Raw genomic sequence first — 21,763 nt, forward strand, 5'->3', positions numbered from 1 at the left:
TTTCCATAAAAAGTAGGTCGTTTATTGAAATGCTCAAAGATGGATAATGCGCTTTGTCAATCCGCGTAAACTCGATACTCCTGTTTCGTGGAGGTTATGAATGACAACAGTTCCAAGCTGGCTAGCTGATCTTGGGCTTGAGAAATACGCTCCAGACTTTCAGAAGGCGGAGATTGATTTCCAAACACTGTCGGACCTGCGAGAAGAGGACCTAGTTGAGTTAGGCTTGCCGCTCGGGCCGCGTCGTAAAATCTGGGCTGCGATTCAGCGGCTCGAAGTCAATCCAGCCAGCACAACTGAAGAAGCTGAGACAAATTCGAAAGCGCAAGTTGCGCCCAACTCATCCGCTGAAGGTGAAAGGCGCCAACTGACAATAATGTTTACCGACCTCGTCGGATCGACAGCTCTTTCTGCCAGATTGGATGCGGAAGAAATGGCCGTATCCATAAAGTCGTACCAGAACGCTGTCGCTGGCGAGATTACTCGAATGAACGGGCACGTGGCCAAATTTATGGGTGACGGCGTTATTGCGTATTTTGGTTGGCCGCAGGCGCATGAAGATGAAGCAGAACGTGCCGTGCGCGCAGCGCTTGCCGTGGTCCAGGCTGTAGCGTATTTGGAAGCGGGTGGGCAAAGCCTCGCTTGTCGCGTGGGTATCGCCACAGGTCTCGTGGTTGTTGGCGAACTGGTTGGCCACGGAACTGCTCTTGAACAGACGGTGGTTGGTGATGCGCCCAATCTGGCTGCACGGCTGGAAGCCGCGGCTGGTGCAGGAGAAATTTTCGTCGCAGAGGCCACGCACAAGCTTGTTTCCGCATCCTTCCAAACGGAGCCAACAGGCCCTCTGGATATCAAGGGAATCGAGGAGCCTGTATCTGCATATAAGGTTTTGGGTGAGCGCTCCCGCGAAAGCCGCTTTGAGCTACGTGCGGACGGTATGGCACCTCCGATCGTGGGCAGAGATCAGGAGTTGGCCCTCCTATTGGAGCGCTGGAAAACTGCACGCAGCGGTGAAGGTCAAGCCGTGCTTCTCGTTGGCGAGGCGGGGATCGGAAAGTCGCGCATCATGCGCGCACTGGAGGACAAGATCGCCGAAGAGCCGCATACCCGACTTCTCTATCAGTGCTCCCCATTTCATAGGGACAGTGCCTTTTGGCCGGTCACGCAACAATTGCGGCGCGCGGCAAGGTTGTCGCGCGACGATACCGATGACAATCGTTTGACCAAGCTAGAGGCATTGTTTGACCGTGCCGATATGCCAATTGTTGCGGAGCTTATGGGGCTTGATGGCAGCGACCGGTATGGCGCACATGGTCTCGCGCTTGGACCGCTGCGGTCAAAAACGCTGGAGGTATTGTCAAGACAGGTACAGCGACTTGCCACGGATAAGCCCGTTGCGTTTTTTTTGGAAGATGCACATTGGATTGATCCAACGACGTTAGAGTTGCTCGAGTTAACGATCGATGCAGTGGCAGACGCCCCGGTGTTGATGGTTTTGACATCGAGGCCAGATAGCCAGCCGGACCTTGCAGCCCATCCGCATGTGACGCGGCTGGCGCTCAACCGGCTTGGCAGGGCCGGCGTCGACGCGATCGTCGAACGACTGGGCGGCGCAGAACTGCCGCCCGAAACCGTCGAGGCGATTATTCAGCGCACGGACGGCGTTCCGCTGTTCGTAGAAGAACTGACCAAAGCGGTGGTTGAAGGTGGAAAGGCAGCAATCCCAGCATCGCTACACGATTCACTGATGGCCCGGTTGGATCGCACCCCCGAAATAAAAGAAATCGCGCAATCCGCGGCATGTATCGGTCGTGAGTTTGATCTTGAACTGCTGATGACAGCCACAAAACGCGACGAAGCTGAACTCAGGCAGGGTCTGGCGGGGCTCGCCTCTGCTGAATTGGTGTTCCGACGCGGCGTTGGCGAAAACGAGCGATATGTCTTTAAACACGCGCTGGTCCGCGACGCGGCTTACGAAAGCCTGCTTCTGTCCCGGCGGCGCAAAGTTCACGAACGGCTGGTCGCAGCACTTGCAAGCGCGGCCCCGCCCGAAATCGTCGCACGCCATGCCGAGGCCGCTGGCATGGCCAATACAGCGATCGAGTATTACCACAAGGCGGGTGATCTGGCAGTGCGCCGTCCGGCTTACCGTGAGGGCACAGCCCACTACGCGGCTGCGATGCGTCTGCTCGAGCAGAAGAGCGAAAGTCCACGCGAGATGTTGTCCGTGGCGACAAAGCGGGGCGTGGCTTTGATCGGTGCAGACGGCTACTCTGCAAAGTCGACGGTTGAAGCGTTTGAACGGGCAAGTAGATTGTTGGTCGGTCTGGAAGATACGCCGGAATGGCCCGTTATACGATACGGAGAGTGGGTTGGTCGCTATGTGAGTGCCAGTCTGCCAGAGGCCGAAGCATTAGGACTATCGGTGCTCAGGGACTTGCCTGAGGAAGATCCCCATAACTTCAAAAGCATTGCGCATCGTATGGTCGCGACTTCTCAAACAATGATGGGCAGGTTTCGCGAAAGCCTACCTTACTACAACAAAGCTCTCAGCCAATATGATCCTGTGCGCGATGCAGATCAGGCCAGCCGGTTCGGAACAGACGCCAAAGCAGCTGCGAGTGCTTATATGGCTTTGACGCAGTGGTTTCTCGGTAACATTGCAAGTGCCTACGAACATGCAGAAGCAGCGGCCGAGACCGCGAACCTGCCTGATCATCCGGCCTTGAGTAAAGCCTATTTGTTCGGGCATCTCACTTACCTGAAGTATTTGAACCGCGATCCGGATGCACTTGACTGGTCCCATAAAACACTTGCCGTCAGCGATCTGGCAAAGATTGATATCTGGCGCAGAATAGGCCTTATGCCGCGCGCGGCCATTTACGCGGAAACGGGCGAATACGATGCGGCTCTGGCTGACGTCGCTGACTGCAAATCTGCTCTGTTAAAAGCGAACACATGGGTGTTCATCGGCTGTGTCCTGCGTGCAGAGGCGCGTGCGTACATCGGCCTTAGTGCGTTCGCAAAGGCAGAAAGCGCCCTGAACGAAATTGATCCCATGATGGATAAAACCGGTCAACGGTGGGATGAAGCCGACACAAGATGCGCACAAGCGGAGCTTGCACTCGTTCTGAGCGATACTGACAAAGCTGAGCGTCTTTATCGTGAAGCAATTGTGGTTGCAAAAAATCAGTCGGCACTCAGTTGGGAACGTCGAGCAGCCATTCCTTTAGCAAAACTATTGGCTGCGCGTGGTGCGCAAGCAGAAGCCTTGAACCTTTTGTCTGACGTTCAAGGCAAATTCACATCCGGTTTTGAAACGCCTGATTGTCTCGCGGCTACAGAGATTTTGCATATGCTTGGCGCAGACTAATTTGACCTGACCGCGCTGAAGGAAGACAACAGGTTCACTTTCGTCGCCCGCAGGTAATCGCTAGTTCGCACACGAGATATTTCGCAGACGTCGGCCGCATTTAAAACTACACGTTGCGTTTTCTGAATGCAGATGGCGTTTATTGCGCCAAAGGACGGAGAAGGGCAGGGGGGTTGCGGAACGTGCTCTAAAATTTTCGTCCGTTGGACGTAAGGCAAAAGCTCGAGAACAGGAAGAAAACGTTCAAGTGCCTGTTGCTCCAAGCATAAAGCCGGGTCCGGCCTGGCTCGAAAAAAGAGGTGTCGCCTTAAAGACCGAAACCTACGAAACTGCTCGTCTGCGCCATCTCGAGATACACAAGATCTTTAACCTCGCCGTGCAACGCCCAGGTGCTGCGAAAGTCTTCGCTCGAGCGGTCCACCCAACAGAAGAGAAGGTCCAAGGTCTACTTCAGAAGAACAACACAGCCTTAAAGGCGCTCGTGAAGGAGATGGGTCTTCAAGACGACTGCAACCTCAACGAAAACCCGTCTATGCGGCAAGCTGTCTACCAGAGCGTCGGTGGCAGTCTGTTACTGGAACTTCAAAACGTCCCTCTCAACGATGACAACGGCAAAGCCGTGTGGGGCGCGATCCAAGCTAGACTTCCGCTATATGCATTGTTCCGCTCTGATCGGGCGTCGAGCGACCAAGACCCGGAAGTACAGAACCCGATGAAGGCCGCCGTGCAAAAGGCGCTGGCCGATATTCAGGATGATCTCGCGGATGTTGTTGAGAAGGTGAGGGTTCGGGCCGAAGACACTGCGAAGCGGACTCTCGAACAGCTTCAGGCGGCATATCCCGACCTAGCGAACTCACTGACGCCACAGTTCCGGTCACCGTCTTGGGCCAACATGTTCAAGGTTGATCTTGAGAGCGATGACGGCGTCCCTTTGAACAAGCGCGGTTCAGGCGTCCGGCGATTGATACTCATGAGTTTCTTTCAGGCCGAAGCGGAAAAGAAGCGAAAGGAAGCAGGTGAAGGTGCCTTCGACGGGGAAGTGCCGGTAATCTACGCCATCGAAGAACCTGAGACATCGCAGCATCCGGACAACCAGCGTCGTATCGTTACCGCTCTTATGGAAGTTGCTGAAGCGGGCGACCAAGTCCTTGTCACGACGCACATGCCTGCTTTGGCGGAACTGATGCCGGTGGACTGCCTGCGGTACATTGACCGGGGAGATGACGGAAACGTTCGTATCCGTTCTGGCGACCCAGAAGTATATGCCGAAGTGGCAGAGGCGTTGGGTGTGCTGCCCGACCCGATACTTGGCCAGACTGTGAAGGTTGCGGTGTTGGTGGAAGGTAAGACCGACATCGACGCCCTAGTTTCGCTGTCATTGGTCTTGTCTGAATCTGGCGAGCTGCCGCCTCTGGACCACGACAAAATCTTCTGGGCGCTTGGTGGCGGCGAGACGCTCAAGGACTGGGTTGAGCGGGACTACCTGTCCAACCTTGATCTTCCACAGGTCGTAATCTTTGACTCGGATCGGTCAGCAGAAGCGCTGCCAGCTCATGAAGACAAGCAGCGGCGTTTGAATGAGATCAACGCTTGGAAGGATCGAACGGCATTCATGACCAGTAAGCGCGAAGTGGAGAACTTTGTGCACCCGGACACAATCGCGCGGTTGTCCGATGGATTGATAGAGTTGCCGAACGGCTTTGATCCAGACTTTGGTGACCTACCTACGGCATTTGCCACAGCTATGCGGGACGCTATCGACAACAAGGGGCTCACGTTCAAACCTGTTGACCTCAACGGTGAACGGCTGCGGGCATCCAAGCGCTACACCAAGCACATCCTGACCTCATACGTCATGAGGAACATGACTGTGGATGAGATCAAAGAGCGGTCCAAGTATGAGCGCGATGGCGCAACCCATTATGAAGTTTACGATTATCTAGAAGCCATTCAGGCGTACATATGAAAATCTGGACTTTAGCGACGCCAGGAAAGATGGCACACAGACGAAAGATGCAACGGTCGCGAAGGAATCCGGGGAGGACGCAATGCAGCAGGCGCCAAGAACTAAAATAACGTAGCAGTTGCCCACGTTAGTGATGAAGATCTAAAAGCCGCCAAGAAGGTGACGTATTGCATGCTGGGGGAAGTACCAGAACTGAGCTACCTTTGGCGAAGGTCGGCAATTCGGGCTGCAGAGGCAGTATTAGACTGCTTTGCTCAAGGTCGGCTCTTGGCCGCTACGACTTAAAGCAGTTCTCGCGATGCCAAGTAAGGAACTCAGCCCTTGGGCGATTGGCCGGTCGCCCCGGCGCCAAGAGCTTGCCCGAGGAGTTTATCATCGCCTTCACGGCTTCCGTGTCGTTGCTTTGGCGAGAGACAAGAATGGTCAGATCGTCAGCAAGACCTACCAGCCCGCGGTCGAACATCCAATGCGCTGTCCCTGACAATGCCAGTCCATTGCTCACAATATCTGGACCATCCTGCTCGACCGGCCTGATATGAGCGGCCTCCACCTCAGCGCGCCCTCCGCCGTTGATCAGACGTAGCCCGGTAATTGCGCATCGCTCTCCGTATGCACGCAGAACATTCTTTCTGAAGTTGCGGTCCCTTACGGCGCGGCTGGTCAGTTGCTTGATGCGTTCGCGGTCCGACAGATGCTGGAACGGCATTTGCGCTTCCTGAAATCTGTTTGGAGTGGCCAGGTCCACTCTCGGCAAGACGTCGTAATCTTGTCCAAGACCGCGCTCAACTATCCGCGCGAAATCTTCGGATGAGAGAGGCCGCACCGCAGCCTGGGCGCGCCCGGAGATTTTTCCTCGGTCGTTTAAGAGGCCCCGCTCAACAATTTCATCTGCTTCGCGAAACGGCACTGGATCGCCAAAATCGAGATATGTGCCTGGCTCAATGACGGCGATATGCATGTCGTCATGTTGTGGGTCCGGTATGACTTCCTGAACCTTGGCCACGGCAAAGTAACCCTTGGTATCCTTGACCTTGCTTGGTTCGAGATAAACGATCCAATCGCCCACGCACTGCTGAACGCGCGTCAGATATTGCCGCGGAAACTGATATCGTTCTGAGGGGACATCATCGTAAATTGAATCAGTCCGATGAATGAAAATACCAAACGCCATGTGGCATAGGATGGCCCGGAACGCAGATGAATCCAATCTGTCCAGTGTAGTTTTATCGCCCACTAGATCCGTCTTCGCAAGCCACTGGTTTCAATAGCCCCCGGTCACGAGACTCGTCGATCAAACTTTTGCGTTGTGCCTCAACTGGAGGACGTCTTAGGTTCGGCCCCGGATTTTGAGTCTGTTGAATAGCTATGGCAAAAATAGAAGAAAGATTCTGGGAAGAAAGGTTGGCGGACAGTCTTGTTGCGCTCGCCAAGGCACAAAAGCCATTCCTTAAGCGGTATTGGGAATCTCACGGTTTCCCCACAACGGTGACCTACAACGGACGCGATGAAACTCCCTTTCCGGCCGGCGATCATTTTATGATCTACGAGGACGCGACGCATTCATTTCGCTTTGGAACCAATGAGTATTTCGCACCATTGAAGGCTGCACTCGATCCGGTCCGTGGAGTCTTGCGAGATCACCCGGTTTTGGCCCGTGCCCTAGGAAAGCGGATAAACGTTAATGACGTTCAGGTTGGCGTCTTGAATGGAACTTCGCTCACCAGCCTCAGCGCTCTCATTGTGGGCCAGATGGCGCTGAATCCGGCGACATCAAAAGAAGGCTTTCTCCAAACTGCTTCAAAACTTAACGCGTTGCTTTTGTCGTCTACATCTCAAACCAATCCAGCCGATGAAGACGGCCTAAACATCGGTATGGATGCCGCATTGTTCTACGGACTTCGCATCCCGCAAGAGATCGACCTTGGTGAGGGTTACGCGCTTGTTCCGCTCTCTCTCATTGAGGAATACATTGATCGCAAATGGCTTCAGGAAGTGGCTCCGGAGCACGTTGAACGGCGGCGCATAGAGGGCATTTATGCCATTGTCCACAGGTTCTCTTGGAAACCAAGCGTCCGCAACAGACATTCGATGGCCAATAGCCCCTACAAAGCACCTCCGCCCTTGTTTCATCGTTGGACAGAGGAGTTTTCAAATCTGCTTGCGGTGACGCTTGGGACACGAACGTCCCGGATCATGACCCTAGAAGGCTGCATTTCACGAACCGCGTCCGAATTACTTGGTCGGCATCACGGGCCAAAGTCACCTCACAAAGGTCGATCCATAAGCCACCTGTTCGATCCGTTCAGAGAGTTCACCGACGCCGACTTTAGCCAACTCGAAAGAGCTAAAGACCTGTTCTCTGGAAGAGCGACAACCGCCTATGCCGATCTCGCATCTACTATGTATCGCATGGCCGAAGCCCATGGTCGCGACGGACGTTTTGGAGCACATGATCGAATTCTAGATTTGGCCATTGTCTTTGAGCGGATATTCAAGCCGCCAAGAAATGAACCCATTAGCAAGTTTCTTCAGAATGGAACGGCAGAACTGCTGGGCGAGAGTGAGGAAGAAAAGGAGCTCATCAAGGCCAAGGTCAAGCATTTGTATGACGTTCGGTCCGCCATCATTCACGGTCCCTCCGACGGCCGAAAAACCCAGCTTCTAAGAGAAGTTGAGAAAGCGTGGACATCTGGCGCTGCACTGGCGAGAGATGCATTGTTGCGGAAACTTGAGTAATCGCAGACCTACAGCCCTGGTGTCGAAGTTTCTTTTTGTGGCTTTCAGGGACAGGTTTCGGTTGGCAACTTCCCGATAGCAGCCACCCAAACCAACGTCCGCTTCGACGAAGCCGCATTGCGGCATTGGCAAACGCGCTCAGTGTCCGGTTTGGGCCACTCTCCATCTGAACCAGTCGGACCTATCGAGCAGATGCTGCGTTCGCCTCTATGGCGGCAGTGAGTTCAAAGCAGTCGTTTTCCCGACGGTCGTTCCATGTCCCACGGCAATAGACTGTTTTGAGCGCAAAAGTGATGTAGGTAAGGATCTTATCACCTTCTGAACAAAGACTTGCCTGGATGGACTACATCATCATCTCACTTGGAAAGTTCATCGTGCAAATATCTGTTCGCTTTTTCTATCCTCCGACTTTAGCGTCCCAGCCATGACCAATTCGACCAATCGCAAACTGGCATCTATCGTTGCAGCCGATGTTGTGGGCTATTCTGCGATGATGGCCGATGACGAAATCGGCACTCTCAATAAAATGCGGGCATTGAAGAAGGATCTGATTGAACCCATCGTCGCAAAACGCGGCGGTCATATCGTTAAGACAATGGGTGATGGTTTTCTGATCGACTTTTCTTCTGCCGTTGGGAGCGTCGAAGCTGCCGTGGAATTGCAAGAGAAACTGAAGGCTCAAAATGCCAATGATGCCTTAACCAAAAGCATTAGCATGCGAGTTGGCGTGCATATTGGCGATGTTGTCATTGAGGACGGCGACATCTTTGGAGACGGTGTTAACATTGCAGCGAGAATAGAGCCGCTCGCCAGTCCCGGTGGGATCAGCGTATCTGATGAAGCCTACAGGCAGATCGTGGGTAAAATTGATGTAGAATGGATTGACGGTGGCGAACACAATGTCAAAAACATCCCACGGCCTGTCCGGATTTGGCATTGGGGCGCAGGGCCGGTGCCTAGCGAAAAAGACTTTGCCGCAGACCTGAGCGTGCCTGATCTTCCATCGATTGCCGTTCTGCCGTTCGACAATATGTCGGCCGACCCCGAACAAGACTATTTTGCTGATGGTTTAACCGAGGACCTGATTACAGATCTGTCCAAGTTATCTGGTTTGTTTGTGGTCGCCAGAAACTCGACCTTTGTCTACAAGGGGCAGGCATTGGATATTCCAAGTGTCGGGCGCACACTAGGAGTTGCAAACATCATTGAAGGAAGCGTGCGGAAACTGGGCGAACGTGTGCGCATAAATGTTCAGTTGATAGATGCAAAGACAGGAGGGCATCTCTGGGCCGAGCGATACGATGGATCTCTTGACGCGGTTTTTGAGCTTCAGGATCAAGTCTGTGAGGAAGTCGTTTCAAAGCTCTCAATACGATTGACCAAGTCTGAAGAGAAACGTCTACACGATGTACACACGCACAATTTGGAAGCATATGAACTTTTTGTTCGCGCCAAAGCGACGCCCTTCCCGCCAATTCCACCCCGCATCTTGGCTGCAAAGGAGCTCTTCGAACAGGTGGTTGAGCAAGCACCTGAATTTGCCGGAGGCTACGCAGGGCTATCTTGGATAGTCAGTTTCGGCGCGTTGTGGGGGCACACGGACCCCGAAATGCTTGGGGCCCGTGCCGAAGCTCTGGCCTACAAAGCGATTGCGTTAGATCCCAATTTTGGATGGTCCCATACTATTCTCGGTGTGGCTCTGCTGGCGCAAAGACGGTTTGATGAGGCGATCGAAGCCGCGAATAAAGGTTTGGATCTCCTGCCCAATGATCCGGACGCGCATATTTTTGTGGCAGTGATCAACGGCATGCGCGGCAAATCCTCAGAGTCCATCGCAGCCGCCGAGGCAGCATTCAGAATAAGCCCAAATTTCGTAAGCGGGCCTTATCTTAATGTCATTAGCCATGCGAACTTCATGGCGGGCAACTACAAAGACTCGTTGGCCGCGTACGAAAGGAACGTTCAACGAGGCGGGCCAGTGGGACCTCCGGCATTATGCTGGGCGGCGGCGTCTTACTATTTAGTAGGTGATTTGACAGCGAGCGAAGAAACGGTGACGCGATTAAGATCTGATTTCCCGGATTTCAGGCTTACCGGATGGAACTTCTTGCAATTGGTAGAGAATGAAGACGATCGGAAGCGTTTGGAACGCGCGTTTCTTCAAGCTGGAATACCAAGCTAAATTGCCCTTGTTGGCTGCTTTGTCCGCGATCTGTGAGTTCGAACCAGACCAGATTTTGCTGCTGCAGCGAATGTCGGCAATGCGGGCTGCGACTGCAGCATTCAGGTACTCAATCGAGCGACCGCTCAGGGCCGTTGGATAGGTTGTATAGAACAGGGTAGGGACTTGTGCTGCTTCTGCACCGAGGTCTGCAGTGAGCCCATACCTACCAAATGCTGCGCATAGCGCGAGTGACTGCTTTGGACTTCCTACGCTCGAATCTCTTCACGCATAAACTCGACAAAGGACTTAACACGCGGCTTTCGAAAGGCCGAAGGCAACTGCACGCTTTGGATCGGCAAAGTGCGGGAATGGAACTCCGGAAAGAGTTGCACAAGACGTCCGGTTTCAAGGTCGTCCCCCAAAAACACATCTGGGCATATGAAGATGCCGCTCCCTGCGCGCGTCGGAACGAGGCAGGCGGGAGGACTGTTTGCGAGAAATGGGCCAGAGACAGGCACCTGCACGGTTTGCCCTTCGATCTGGAAGGGCCAGCGGTTTGGATCCGGGTTGTTCGCATCTCGAATGCAAATGTGGTCCGAGAGTTCCGCAGGATGTGAAGGTGCGCCATGTTCTTCAAGGTAGGAAGGGGTCGCGACGACTTTCATATGCGTTTCACCAAGCTTGCGAACGACCAAACTGGAGTCACTGAGCGCGCCGATCCGTATTGCGATATCGAAACCGCCCTTGGCCAGATCGGCATAATGATCCGACAAGTCCAATTCGACCGTGACGTTCGGGTGTTGCTCTACGAAGCGGCTTGCTGCTTTAGCCACCGCCGTGTCGCCATAGGTAAGGGGCGCGGCCACACGAACGATGCCCTTCAAGCCCTCTGAAGCGTCAAACTCAGTCTCCAACTGCTCCATCTCAGCCAGCACTCGTCGCGCTCCTTCCAGATATCGCTCCCCCTCGTGGGTCAGCGACATAGACCTGGTGGTGCGATGGAGAAGATTCAGCCCAACCATGTTTTCGAGCTGTGCGACACGCTTGCTGACCAGCTTGTTTGAAATGCCAAGCCGTTGTCCGGCGGCGGCAAAAGAACCGGATTCCACAACAGCCACGAAGCTCTGCATCCCGTCGATCCGGTCCATAGAATTGTCTCCATTTGCGCGATACACACTCGCTCTTATCGCCATTTTATGGAGAAAAGACCATCGCTAAGTTCCTCTCAAGCTTAATCGCAGGAGAAAAGAACATGGCAGCGTCAGACGCCCCCATCTCAATAGGTCAGGTCGCCCTGACGGTGCGCGATCTGGATAAGACCGCCACCTTCTATGAAGACGTGATTGGCCTCGGCCTGATCGAACGCGACGGTGAAAGCGCCTACCTCGGCACCGAGGCTGGAACGCTGATCGAGCTGCGCCAGGACCGAAACGCCAAACCCTTTCCTAAAGAGGCGGGGCTGTTTCACACGGCATTTCTGTTGCCTTCCAAACAAGACCTCGGCGCATGGCTGATCTACGCGGATGAGCGCGGTGTTCGCCTGGACGGGGCATCCCACCACGGTGTCAGCGAGGCGCTTTATCTGAACGATCCCGAAGGAAACGGCATCGAAATCTATCGTGACCTGCCTCGCAAAATGTGGAAACGCGAGGGCGATACCGTCCACATGACAACGCACCCGCTCGATCTGAAATCACTCACAGAAGATGCCACACAGTGGCAAGGCGCACCACAAGGCACAGTCATCGGACACGTTCATTTACGTGTCGGTGATGTCAGCAAAGCAGCGAAATTCGTTACTGACGAACTGAGTATGGTTCAGACCTTTGAGCTGCCCTCAGCCCGCTGGTTCGGGTCCGGTGGCTACCATCACCACCTAGCTACAAACGCTTGGCAATCCAAGGGAGCAGGCTCGCGCTCTGCTGGGGCCACTGGTCTCACAAGTGTTGAGCTGTTGGCAGACCCCAAAACTCTCACGCCCGGCCGCAAGGTCGACCCGTGGGGCACTGAATTCACGATCAACTCGGCGCAAGCCTGCGCCGCGTGAATATCGTCAAATCAAACCAAGAGAGGACAACAACAATGACACCTAAAGAGCTCGTATTGGAGGCTGTAGCCGCCATTTTCGTCAACTTCGACGCAACCGCAGCCGAACAACTGCTGGCAAATGACTACATTCAGCACAACCCTGCTGTACCCACAGGTGCCGCTCCAATCCTGGGGTTTATCCCCGGTCTTAAGGAAAGCGGGATCGAGGTGGACATCCACCGGGTCATCACGGAGGGCGATATCGTCGTCCTGCATACCACCTACAACAACGCCCAGGCGTTTGGTGCAGACACCTTGGTTGGCTTTGATGTCTTCCGCGTCGAGGACGGAAAGGTTGCAGAACACTGGGACAACCTGACACCAATCACACCGCCGAACCCGTCGGGTCATACTCAGACCGATGGTCCAACTGAGATAACCGATCTGGATAAGACCGCTGAGAACAAGGCGCTGGTCACAGACTTTGTGCACACCATCCTGAAGGATGGCGACGTTGACCGGATAACCGAATTTCTGTCGACGGAGACCTACATACAGCACAACAGCAACATTGCTGACGGTCTGGACGGTTTGGGTGCGGCTCTTGCAGGCATGGCCGAGCAAGGCATCCAGATGATCTACACGGACGTCCACATTGTTGTGGCCGAGGGCAACTTTGTCTTCACCGCCTCCGAGGGCACGTTTGCCGACAAGCCGACTGCCTTCTATGACCTGTTCCGCGTCGAAGACGGCAAGATCGTTGAGCATTGGGACGTAATCGCGGACATCCCGTCCGAGATGGCCCACGACAATGGAAAGTTTTGATCGGGTGCCATCATGAAAGCGTTCTTGATCACCCTGATAATGCTCGTAGGAGGTAACGCAATGGCACAAGACGTCGGCGTCATTGAAATTGTGACGATGGACCTTGCTGAAGGCGTTACACCGCAAGAGTTCGAACCTGTTGATAAAGTCATCGAAGATGAGCATGTCAGCAAACAACCAGGCTTTGTCTCGCGCCAAGCTGCATTCACAGATGGCAAATGGGCAGTGGTAGTTAACTGGGAAAGTGCCGAAGACGCCCAAGCGTCCATGGATAGCTTTGCATCAGCACCCGCTGCTGAACGATTCATGAGCATGATCGATGCAACCACAATGTCGATGACACGCTACAATTTAGCGCGATAGCAGACAAACAGAAGGGCGGCACTACGAGGTAGTTGCCGCCCTCCCCTGGTTGTTGTCACGTTGTTCGGGATGCGCACTCACATGGCACGACATCTCGTTCTCGATAGCGAACTGTTAGGGCGCTAAATTGACAGTCTATCACTCCATAAGTTCGATCTCGCCCGGGCGCCACGATCCGTCGAACCAAGGCTCGAGAGGGCCATACAATCGCAGTACGGTCGACCAAGATTTGCCCGGCATCGTCTGTATCCAGTTGCCCTCTTTGCCTTCAGGCGCTTCAGGCGCGAACCAGACAGTGTAACTTCCGTCTTCATTCGCTTCCAATGTAGCTTGGTTGCTGTCGACCCCTGCGAGTTTCTGATCAGTTTCGAGCAGTGAACGGGTTTGGGTGTCGTAAACGACGAAAGACCAGTAATCCTGCGCGGGCGGATTTGGCGGGATGGTGACGGAATAGGTGTTGCTCCCATCGAAGTAGTTCCCGTCACTGTCCCGGTTTGCCAGCGCATATTGCGACCCGACACCAACCTTTTGTGCAACCATGGCAGGCGTAATGCCAGTCGCGTAGTAGTGGAACAGGGTCCGCGCATCGAGGATTTTCACGTCCCCCGCCTGGAACTCATGATTGCCACCGACGAACGCCGTCTTCCAATACCCTTCGTCATAGTAGAATGGCGCACGCGAGCGAGGAGCAAAATTCAACGACTTAGCCGCCGCCGTGCCCAATGCGACTGCCTCTGTGAGCAGCAGCCTCAGTTCGTCATCGGGTTCAAATGGTTCACCTTTTCGGATACCCAGCGAGAACATTGCTCCCATCAATTCATCGGGAAGTGCTCCTTCCGCTTCGTTGTCTACAACGGCCTTCATCTCTTCAAAGAAGGAAAAGTCATTGGCGTGTATCGTGTTGAACTGAAGATCAGTCAGGTTCACAAATTCCTGATCGGGCGGCGCGTCGCGGTCTTCCCACCGGTAAACACGAAGAGTTTCCTTCACACGATCCACTGCGGCTCCAACGCCGTCTTCCCCATAAAACGCACGCAACAGAAACCAGTTCCGATAGCTTGGCGGCTTCACAATATAGTAACCGTCGTCCGGCAACTCACCTTCATAGTCGGGCGGAACGATCAAGAACTTCCCACCCTCGCCAGCGTCAGGCCCAGCGTTCCCGATGTCAGTGACATAACGCATATAGGCATCGTTCACGAACCCCAGCATGCCCGGCGGCACGTCGTAAACCACTGGCCCTTCGGACAGGTCCGTACAGTTAAGAATGTAGATTGTCGTGGTGTTCGGCGTGAGAAGAAGCGAACGGGCGTTATACAGGTCTTCAAAGATCCCGATCTTCATCGGATCAACGCCAGCGCCCTCTTCGAGCCCGTGACACATTGCATATGTTGAGGCTGCAGGCATTCCATCCATGAATACCTGCATGCCACGCATGAAATTTAATGCGTTATACGACAGCTTAGCTGTATCCGGCGTCGGCAATCCGTCAAAATATTCCAACGTTCCAAATCGTGTCTCCACCTGATCCGGTACGATTATGCTATCCGGAACTTCAGCCTTGTACTCTTGGGCTGGAGATTGCGATGCGAGTACCAGGGCGGTCAGCACGGCTAACGACTTTGTTTTCATTGTTCACTCCATTGGGAATTTTTGTTTGTTTTGATCAGTTTACTTTTTCTAGATCGCCCAGCATCCAGCCACTTTCCAACCATCCGTCTTGCGGCCCATATAGACGGAACAAAAGGAAGTACGGCTCTGTGGTTGGTATCCAGTTGCTTTCCTTGCCTTCCGGTGCCTCCGGTCCAAAAAAGATGTCGTAAGAACCGTCTTCATCGGCTTGCATAGAGTCTGTGTCGCGCTCGGACAGACCCACTGGATCAACGTTCCGGATGAAGCTCTTGGTCTCCATCGAATAAACAATCACGGACCAGAAATCGTCGGCAGGTGTGTCTGCTGGCACGTTAAGTCTGTAAGTCTGATTGTGGTCGTACATGTCGCCGTCGCTGTCGCGAAGGCCCGTCAGATAAAAGGTGCCGCCACCGAGTTGTTTCGGCAGGTACGTGATCCAGAAGTAGCTGCCGCCCGCACGCGCATCCACAAGTACCTCTGTCTCAGTCTCATACGGGAAGCCTGCCTCGGGTTGACCTTCGGCAAAGTCCCATATCAGCCACTGGCTTTTCATCTCGCCGCTATCGTCGACCCAGAGCGGTATCATGGCTTTGCCGGGCGTAACAAAGTAGTTCTGCATAGAGGCATACGCCAACAACAAACCCTCATTCATTGCTTTCAACTGAATTTCCGATGGTTCGAAAGGTTTTCCCTTTTCGATCCCGAGATCCTTCAGGAAATTTACCATGACCTTGTCTTGTTGTCTGACGGGGTTGTTTTGAACGTAATCATTCAAGTCCTGAAAGAAGGTCTCGTTGTAGTATGGAAGCGAGTCGTACGGCACTTCTGACGCTTCGAGATAGTTGTTGGGTGGTGGATTGTCAGCCTCAGACAGGTAGTACACTTTGATCGTCTGAGCGTACTCGGCCGCATCGGTGTCCGTTCCGCCATTCGTCAGTTTTGGCCGGAACGAAAAACCATATTCGTAGGTATCTGTTTCAAAGGGAAGGTATCCCGCTTCAGTTATTTCCTCCAGCGACATTTCCCCTTCGTAGCCTGGGGGTAGCATGAGGTACTTGCCGCCGGCACCTTCATCGAAACCATCGGGACCTACGTCCACAATAGGAACATCCCAAGCATTCACGATTGTACCGAAGTAGTTCACCTTGTCGGTGGCAGCGGGCACTTCAATGACAAGGGGACCGGGTTCGGAGGTCATTGAAGCCCAAGCATAGGCCGTAACATCGTTGGCCGTAAGAAACCCATGTTTGGAGTCGAACGGCTTGTTGAGATAAATGATGTCATTGTAGTCGCCACCGAGGTCGCGGCGAATGCCCTTGAGGAAATCGATCATACCGGCGGCAGGCATTCCCCAGATGGCCGTCTGGGTGGCACGCTGCACCATAATCTTGTACTCGATGTCCTCGACCTCGGCTGATCGTGCAAGGATGTCGCCCGTGTCGTTGAAGGACTGGGAGAAAACTGGTGAAGCAGAAATACCTGCGCCGAGCACCATTCCCAAAAAATGCATCGAAAAACCGCCGTGTAATGGCCGAAGTATTTTCATATTGCAATGCTCCCTGCTGTTTAGGGAAAGCTTGCACATCCGTTCAGCCGATGCGTATCATTTCACGACACGCGGGCGAACAAGCGGGTTGACGGATTGAACCTACCACCGATGATTTCGGCTAAGGCCTTGGGCGCGATGCCCCAGTTTGTGCTTGAGGCCGCTGGGGAAAGACGCTTGTTGCGTGCTTTTGACTCTGCCGTTCTTCCTGTTCACTTCATTGAGGAAAGAGGCGGTTACATCTCGGAGCATGCCTTGGCGACCTTTGTGCACGAAGCCGCACGATCCACGGGACAACAAAACATCGGATTGTTGTGGTCACCGTATCTCACTGTCGCTGACTACGGCGCCTGGGGGAGTTACGTTCTTTCTGCTCCAACGCTGGGGGCAGCGCTAATACGAGCTTCTGCCGTCATGCCATTTCATTCGTCTACGGATCGCGCGTGGCTTGAAACTTCGGGCACAAGCGCGCGCTACTGTTATCGTTTTGGACTTCGCTCGCATTTCGCGTATCCGGACATCGGCTTCTCGGCCGTTGGGGTTTTTTTGAGCATATTCCGCGCGTATTTAGGAAGCGACTGGAAGCCATCTGCCGTGCTCTTGGACTTCCCGAAGGTTCCTGGATTTGTCGAGGCAGAAGACACCTACGCTTGTCCTGTAATCTGGAACGCCTCCCGGCTTGGGGTTGATTTTGATGCATCGGCTTTGCGAGCCGAAACCACGCCCAAAAAACTTACCGGCGGCTCGACAACCGTCGGAGATATTTCTCGCGAACGATTGGGCGGCCCACCTCAAACACTTAGAGGACAAGTCGAGGAAGTGGTTTGGCAACAACTTCATCGGGAGGAAATGTCGATTGATGCCACCGCGCGTTCGCTCGATCTTGGCGTTCGCACACTACAACGGAAGTTAGCAACCGAAGGGGTTCGTTTTCGCGAAATCGTCAACGATGTCAGGGTAGCAAGGGCCGAGGAACTCCTCACAGATACGCGCGAGACAGTCTCCAGTATCTCCTCCATGCTAGGATATGAAACCGCAAATAATTTCAGCCGCGCATTTAGGAAGGTGACGGGACTGACGCCCTCTGACTATCGCAAGATGAACTCCGACAATAGTTGACTTGTGGGTCGCGAGAGCAATCTTCCAATGTCTGCTTTGTCCGCATAGCCGACTTTGATCCAATGGCAATAAAGTCCGCATCTCAGAGGGTGCAAAGCTCATAGTGAAGGTCCGCTTTGGGCTGGTTGCGGTCAACCATACTCATAGTAGAGACTGGTGGTACATAGTTCCGCAGAGCAGTGCTGGCGAAATGCTTATCTGGGGCGCTTTGGTTCCTAGCAGGAGAGGAGCTTAGAAGAAGCACGCACTACTACGACGACAGTCGCCATAGACTTCTTATGTCAAATATTGGTTAAGAGCGGCAGGTACGCTGTACTAGCGGTCTGGGTCTGTATCGAGTTTGCCCCAGAGATCATCAACCATATCTGAGAAGCCATCATTCGAGGCCTCCTTGGGCAGTAGACCAGCTCTTCGCCGGCGTTCGACCTCGGCCATTAGTTCTTCCTCTGTGGCTGTCTCAACCACATCACATCGAAGAGCTTCAATCTCGTCCGCTGTCCACGACTCAAATTTGTCAGCGTAGAAGCCCAGGGAATACGGCTCGTCATCAGAAATCTGCTTGATCACAGCATTCCAATCTTCGCTTTGGTTCGATTCCTTCTCGACCCTCTCATCTAGTTCGCGAATGGACTCACGGATCAACGACAGCAGCTTTGCCTGAGCGCTTTCTTCACCAGCACCAGTCCCTGCAAGCCAAAGGTCTGCGATCTTGCGGACGAGCGCCCAGACCGTCTGACTTCGAGGGTGGCCTTCAATCTGGCCGCCCAGACCTTTTTCTTGAATGCCCAGCTGTTCAGCGGCCCGTTCGTTCATCCGGATATTGTAATCAGACACGTCCGCGAGTTCTGAATCGTTCTCAGCCACAGCTCGGGCGACCTCTTGATCACCAACATAGACAACCACCTTCAACATCCCACTACCTCTTCCTTCGCCGGTTCATCACTCGGTCCAGGTGGCTGTAGTCTAGATCTCGCATTATCCTTTGAACTCGCTCTGGATCGACTTCGCGATCTTTTCCAGCAGTGTGGACGATGTGTCTGACGTAGATCGTCAACGCGACAATGATCACGGCGGATAAGATCAAGCTGATAGGCTCCGCCCGCATCACTAAGTCTTCTTCCTTGGGTCTTCGATCCCGAGGTCGTCGAACACGTTGCCGCTACCATCAGTGATCTCGACATCATCGTCGTCAGTCACTAGACCCCAGGTGTTCTCTTTGACCCATTCATCCCGCCATTTGGGCGCGTCGGCCGGACGCTGTGCAAAATCGGCGATTTGCTCGAAAATCATTTTGCGCAATGCAAGCCAGACGTCCGGACCCTCTTTGCGACGAGCTTGCAACTCTGCGATCAAGTCATTTAGAGGAACATCCTGTAACGGGCGCCCGAAGATATCTTCTTCTGAAAAATCATCTATCATCGCTCAACATCCTCGACACTGATCGATAAAACTAAGATCTTGTTTGGTTTTACGGTGATCTGTTTTCCTTCAATCTCTCGAAGTTGGCCGTTCACCGAAGTCTCGCAGATTACGAAAATTGGGATTTCCTCTTCTGTAGTCATGTCACTCATCTGGCTTACCCTTCGGATCAGGCACCTTTCGCGACCGGATCTCATCCGAGGTAATCGGCTTGGTTAGTTTTGCTCGACCGGCCGCAATTTCAGCCTCCCGAAGTCTAAGCAAACGCAAGGTTTGTTCATCCAGCTCAACGTCGTCGTCATCACCCATCAGACTTCTCCCGAGTACAGTAACAGTGAGAACAGAGTACTTGAGACCCGTCGGCTGTCCGAACGATGTCACCAACGTGGCCACACTCTTCACACGTCACACCGCATCAAAATTCCATCCAGACAGCGTACTCCTGAATGAGATCGTGGTATCGACTGAAACCGATGCAAATCTTGCCATCCTGGCCTTTCTTAATGTCCGAAATCTGAATAGTTCCAGGGTCCAGTGCCCTGAAGTCCTGACTGAAGGAAAGCTTTTGGAGTGCTTGCGAAATCATGACGAGCCAGCCCTTTCCGACAGCAGGAACAAGAGATGCGCAATCCGGAGAAACGAGGTCTGGATAGTTTTCCACAATGTCCAGCCTCAGGCTGTCGGGCCAGGATTCTTCGGCGCCCTCAAATCGCCGCCGCAGAGCATCATTGTAGCACCAACTGCAAAGCGTCGTCACAAACCCAAGGATGCTCTGGCGTTGTGCAGAATTAGAACAACCTTCACAGGTTTGCTCAATCTGATCGACACGCCATTGAATCTCTTCACTCGTAGCCTGGTTGCAGCCCTGGCCCTCATAGACGCGCAAGCCTCCCCATTTCTGTTTGATCTGAACGATGGGCGGGTATTCACCACCAAACAGGTCGGGCTGCTCGTCGATCAACCTTTTCACTTTCTCAAGTGCAAGCGTAAGCTGCTCCGCCCACCCGGCACGATACTCACCAAGCTGCTTGAAGACGCTTCCATGAATATCATTCCAGTCGACAACACTGCTCATCACTGACCTCCAGGCCCGCGCCTCTTTGAGATCGTGTGAAACCTCCGCCATAGCAGTCATCATACGGTCGACCACTTCGCGTTCATCACACTCGACATGCAGACCCTCGGTCGACCATGTGACGTCAGAGACGTGCGGAGCTGGGTAGTTGTGCGCCATCACCAAACGCATTTCTTCGGCGTACCAGGCGTCAAATGAGCGGAGATCATCTGGCGCTCCATGGTCCTCGATCACACCTCGGACCTTTTCCCGGAATTCCTTCCAGCTCTTTTCGATATCATCCATCAGTCACATTCTCCAGAACTTGGTCTTGTTGAGATGGAAGCCCCCTCTCGAGACTTGGCAAAGGGCAATCGGCGGGACATGACCTGTGGCCAGCGAGCCAGTATTCATGAGCTTCCGGGCGTAGTCCTCATCATCGTTGCCTTCCATAATTCTATTGAAGATCACCTGTTGTTCGGCGGTCATCACCAGTCCTTCTTCACGCACGCGGGGCACCGATTACGGTCATCCGTTCGGTCAATCTGGCCGTAATATCCGCAGACACCGCAGGTCATTCGATCTCGAATGGGCTTCTGTCGAACGCCAAAAAGCCTCTTCCTTTCAGGGTGGCGCTTGCTTGCGACTTCATGCGCGCACCAACAACACAGTGTAGTGTACCAGCCGTCCAACAGCTGGGTCTCGGCAGCGTTTGAGCATCGCTCACAGGTACGATTTGCTCGTGCAATCGTCGCAGCAATCATCGACTGGATGCATCGATCATCACACCTGTGGTAGATGCGGAGCTCTCCCAGCTTTTCCTTGATCTGGAGGATGAAGGGGTAGGTGGCATCCTTTAGATCGCAGTGTTCTTTGATCTCTGTGAAGAGCGTCGTGACCAAGCCGGACCACCCTTCGGGTGTGCGGCCGAGGTTCTTCTCGACCGACTGCTTGATGTCGTTGAAATCAATTGTGTTCGTGACGTCGTTCGCCATGTCTGACGCCTCCTGAGGATGGTAGGAGGCGTCGGAATCGAACCGACTCGTGCACTCTAATCTGGAGCAATTACAAGGATATAAGCCTCGCCCGCATACCAATGCTGCCTCCCGCGGATTTCGCGTGGGTTATCGACCTCAGGCCGATATTCGATGGCAGTGGATGCGTGTGAACGTCATGACCGCAAGCTGAACCAGTTCGTATAACCATGTCAAGACGGAGCATGCTGCACTTCGAAATTCACCGCGTAGTTCTGGGAACCTTCTAGCTTAGCGTGTGCTAAATTGAATTAGGCAACTTATCTGGGGTCGCTCTCAGAGCGTAAAACGATTCGATGCTCTGCGTTCCGGACTCGAACTCTGAAGCTTCGCCAAAGATCAAAACTCACCTCAGTGATCGAGTTTCTGGAGATAGTTCAAACACCGCAGCATGTCCGCATCGGATTGATAGTCGCAGTCCCAACATTGGACTCCATCAAGCTGCGACCAGTCTATGGTGCGCATCCGCTCTTTTAGCGCTTCTAAGTCTAGCGTTCTGTTTCG

18 protein-coding genes and 1 tRNA gene are annotated in these 21,763 nt (G+C 53.7%); 8 read left to right on the top strand and 11 right to left on the bottom strand.

All coding sequences use genetic code 11. The annotated features are described in order from the left end of the window. Positions 1 to 100: 100 nt before the first annotated feature. Together ACR0AZ_RS21360 and ACR0AZ_RS21365 are read left to right on the top strand one after the other, a co-directional pair. Complete coding sequence (locus ACR0AZ_RS21360; RefSeq protein ID WP_480668217.1) at positions 101 to 3,373, top strand: AAA family ATPase; 3,273 nt, start codon at positions 101 to 103, stop codon at positions 3,371 to 3,373. A 247-nt stretch (positions 3,374 to 3,620) separates the two neighbouring features. Further along, positions 3,621 to 5,339 (top strand): ATP-dependent nuclease, encoded by a 1,719-nt coding sequence (locus ACR0AZ_RS21365; protein WP_480668218.1) that lies wholly within the window; start codon positions 3,621 to 3,623, stop codon positions 5,337 to 5,339. 274 nt (positions 5,340 to 5,613) lie between these two features. Here ACR0AZ_RS21365 and ACR0AZ_RS21370 read toward each other — a convergent pair whose 3' ends face one another. Next, the gene (locus ACR0AZ_RS21370; protein WP_480668219.1) at positions 5,614 to 6,510 is read right to left on the bottom strand and encodes an HNH endonuclease; all 897 of its coding nucleotides are present in this window, start codon (positions 6,508 to 6,510) and stop codon (positions 5,614 to 5,616) included. A gap of 194 nt (positions 6,511 to 6,704) precedes the next feature. Between ACR0AZ_RS21370 and ACR0AZ_RS21375 the strand changes: the two genes are divergently transcribed. Beyond that, positions 6,705 to 8,075 carry a hypothetical protein gene (locus ACR0AZ_RS21375; RefSeq protein ID WP_480668220.1) on the top strand — a complete coding sequence of 457 codons (1,371 nt, stop codon included), beginning with the start codon at positions 6,705 to 6,707 and terminating at the stop codon, positions 8,073 to 8,075. 424 nt (positions 8,076 to 8,499) lie between these two features. Further along, positions 8,500 to 10,257: an adenylate/guanylate cyclase domain-containing protein gene (locus ACR0AZ_RS21380; protein ID WP_480668221.1), complete on the top strand. Its 1,758-nt coding sequence runs from the start codon at positions 8,500 to 8,502 to the stop codon at positions 10,255 to 10,257. A 248-nt stretch (positions 10,258 to 10,505) separates the two neighbouring features. On the opposite strand, the gene ACR0AZ_RS21385 is transcribed toward ACR0AZ_RS21380, so the two are convergent. After that, positions 10,506 to 11,387, bottom strand: coding sequence for a LysR family transcriptional regulator (locus ACR0AZ_RS21385; protein ID WP_170379999.1), 882 nt, complete (start codon positions 11,385 to 11,387; stop codon positions 10,506 to 10,508). A gap of 104 nt (positions 11,388 to 11,491) precedes the next feature. On the opposite strand from ACR0AZ_RS21385, the gene ACR0AZ_RS21390 reads away from it, so the two are divergent. From ACR0AZ_RS21390 to ACR0AZ_RS21400, 3 genes are read left to right on the top strand one after another with little or no spacing between them, the layout of a single operon-like run. Beyond that, entirely contained in the window at positions 11,492 to 12,286 is a 795-nt protein-coding gene (locus tag ACR0AZ_RS21390; protein WP_170380000.1) for a VOC family protein, read from the top strand. A gap of 35 nt (positions 12,287 to 12,321) precedes the next feature. Next, positions 12,322 to 13,092: a nuclear transport factor 2 family protein gene (locus ACR0AZ_RS21395; protein WP_170380001.1), complete on the top strand. Its 771-nt coding sequence runs from the start codon at positions 12,322 to 12,324 to the stop codon at positions 13,090 to 13,092. A 60-nt stretch (positions 13,093 to 13,152) separates the two neighbouring features. After that, positions 13,153 to 13,455: a hypothetical protein gene (locus tag ACR0AZ_RS21400; RefSeq protein WP_214648679.1), complete on the top strand. Its 303-nt coding sequence runs from the start codon at positions 13,153 to 13,155 to the stop codon at positions 13,453 to 13,455. Positions 13,456 to 13,593: 138 nt separating this feature from the next. On the opposite strand, the gene ACR0AZ_RS21405 is transcribed toward ACR0AZ_RS21400, so the two are convergent. Continuing rightward, on the bottom strand, positions 13,594 to 15,087 hold the full coding sequence (locus ACR0AZ_RS21405; RefSeq protein ID WP_170380003.1) for a DUF1254 domain-containing protein: 1,494 nt from the start codon (positions 15,085 to 15,087) through the stop codon (positions 13,594 to 13,596). 34 nt (positions 15,088 to 15,121) lie between these two features. After that, positions 15,122 to 16,633, bottom strand: a complete 1,512-nt coding sequence (locus tag ACR0AZ_RS21410; protein WP_217360881.1) for a DUF1214 domain-containing protein — start codon at positions 16,631 to 16,633, stop codon at positions 15,122 to 15,124. A gap of 111 nt (positions 16,634 to 16,744) precedes the next feature. On the opposite strand from ACR0AZ_RS21410, the gene ACR0AZ_RS21415 reads away from it, so the two are divergent. After that, positions 16,745 to 17,752 (top strand): AraC family transcriptional regulator, encoded by a 1,008-nt coding sequence (locus ACR0AZ_RS21415; RefSeq protein WP_170380004.1) that lies wholly within the window; start codon positions 16,745 to 16,747, stop codon positions 17,750 to 17,752. A 315-nt stretch (positions 17,753 to 18,067) separates the two neighbouring features. On the opposite strand, the gene ACR0AZ_RS21420 is transcribed toward ACR0AZ_RS21415, so the two are convergent. From ACR0AZ_RS21420 to ACR0AZ_RS21450, 7 genes are all read right to left on the bottom strand, one after another. After that, a complete protein-coding gene (locus ACR0AZ_RS21420; RefSeq protein ID WP_480668222.1) occupies positions 18,068 to 18,664 on the bottom strand; it encodes a hypothetical protein in 597 nt (198 codons plus the stop codon). Between the two features lie 195 nt (positions 18,665 to 18,859). Continuing rightward, positions 18,860 to 19,171: a hypothetical protein gene (locus tag ACR0AZ_RS21425; RefSeq protein WP_170334771.1), complete on the bottom strand. Its 312-nt coding sequence runs from the start codon at positions 19,169 to 19,171 to the stop codon at positions 18,860 to 18,862. Positions 19,172 to 19,315: 144 nt separating this feature from the next. Next, positions 19,316 to 19,480 carry a hypothetical protein gene (locus ACR0AZ_RS21430; RefSeq protein ID WP_170334772.1) on the bottom strand — a complete coding sequence of 55 codons (165 nt, stop codon included), beginning with the start codon at positions 19,478 to 19,480 and terminating at the stop codon, positions 19,316 to 19,318. 106 nt (positions 19,481 to 19,586) lie between these two features. Beyond that, complete coding sequence (locus ACR0AZ_RS21435; protein WP_480668223.1) at positions 19,587 to 20,531, bottom strand: hypothetical protein; 945 nt, start codon at positions 20,529 to 20,531, stop codon at positions 19,587 to 19,589. A 3-nt stretch (positions 20,532 to 20,534) separates the two neighbouring features. Further along, the gene (locus ACR0AZ_RS21440) at positions 20,535 to 20,714 is read right to left on the bottom strand and encodes a hypothetical protein (RefSeq protein WP_170334774.1); all 180 of its coding nucleotides are present in this window, start codon (positions 20,712 to 20,714) and stop codon (positions 20,535 to 20,537) included. Beyond that, positions 20,714 to 21,220, bottom strand: a complete 507-nt coding sequence (locus tag ACR0AZ_RS21445; protein WP_170334775.1) for a hypothetical protein — start codon at positions 21,218 to 21,220, stop codon at positions 20,714 to 20,716. Before ACR0AZ_RS21445 ends, ACR0AZ_RS21440 begins: the two co-directional genes overlap by 1 nt. 19 nt (positions 21,221 to 21,239) lie before the next feature. Continuing rightward, a tRNA-OTHER gene (locus ACR0AZ_RS21450) sits at positions 21,240 to 21,333 on the bottom strand. Between the last annotated feature and the right edge of the window lie 430 nt (positions 21,334 to 21,763).

The organism is Ruegeria sp. BE3 (assembly GCF_056538865.1).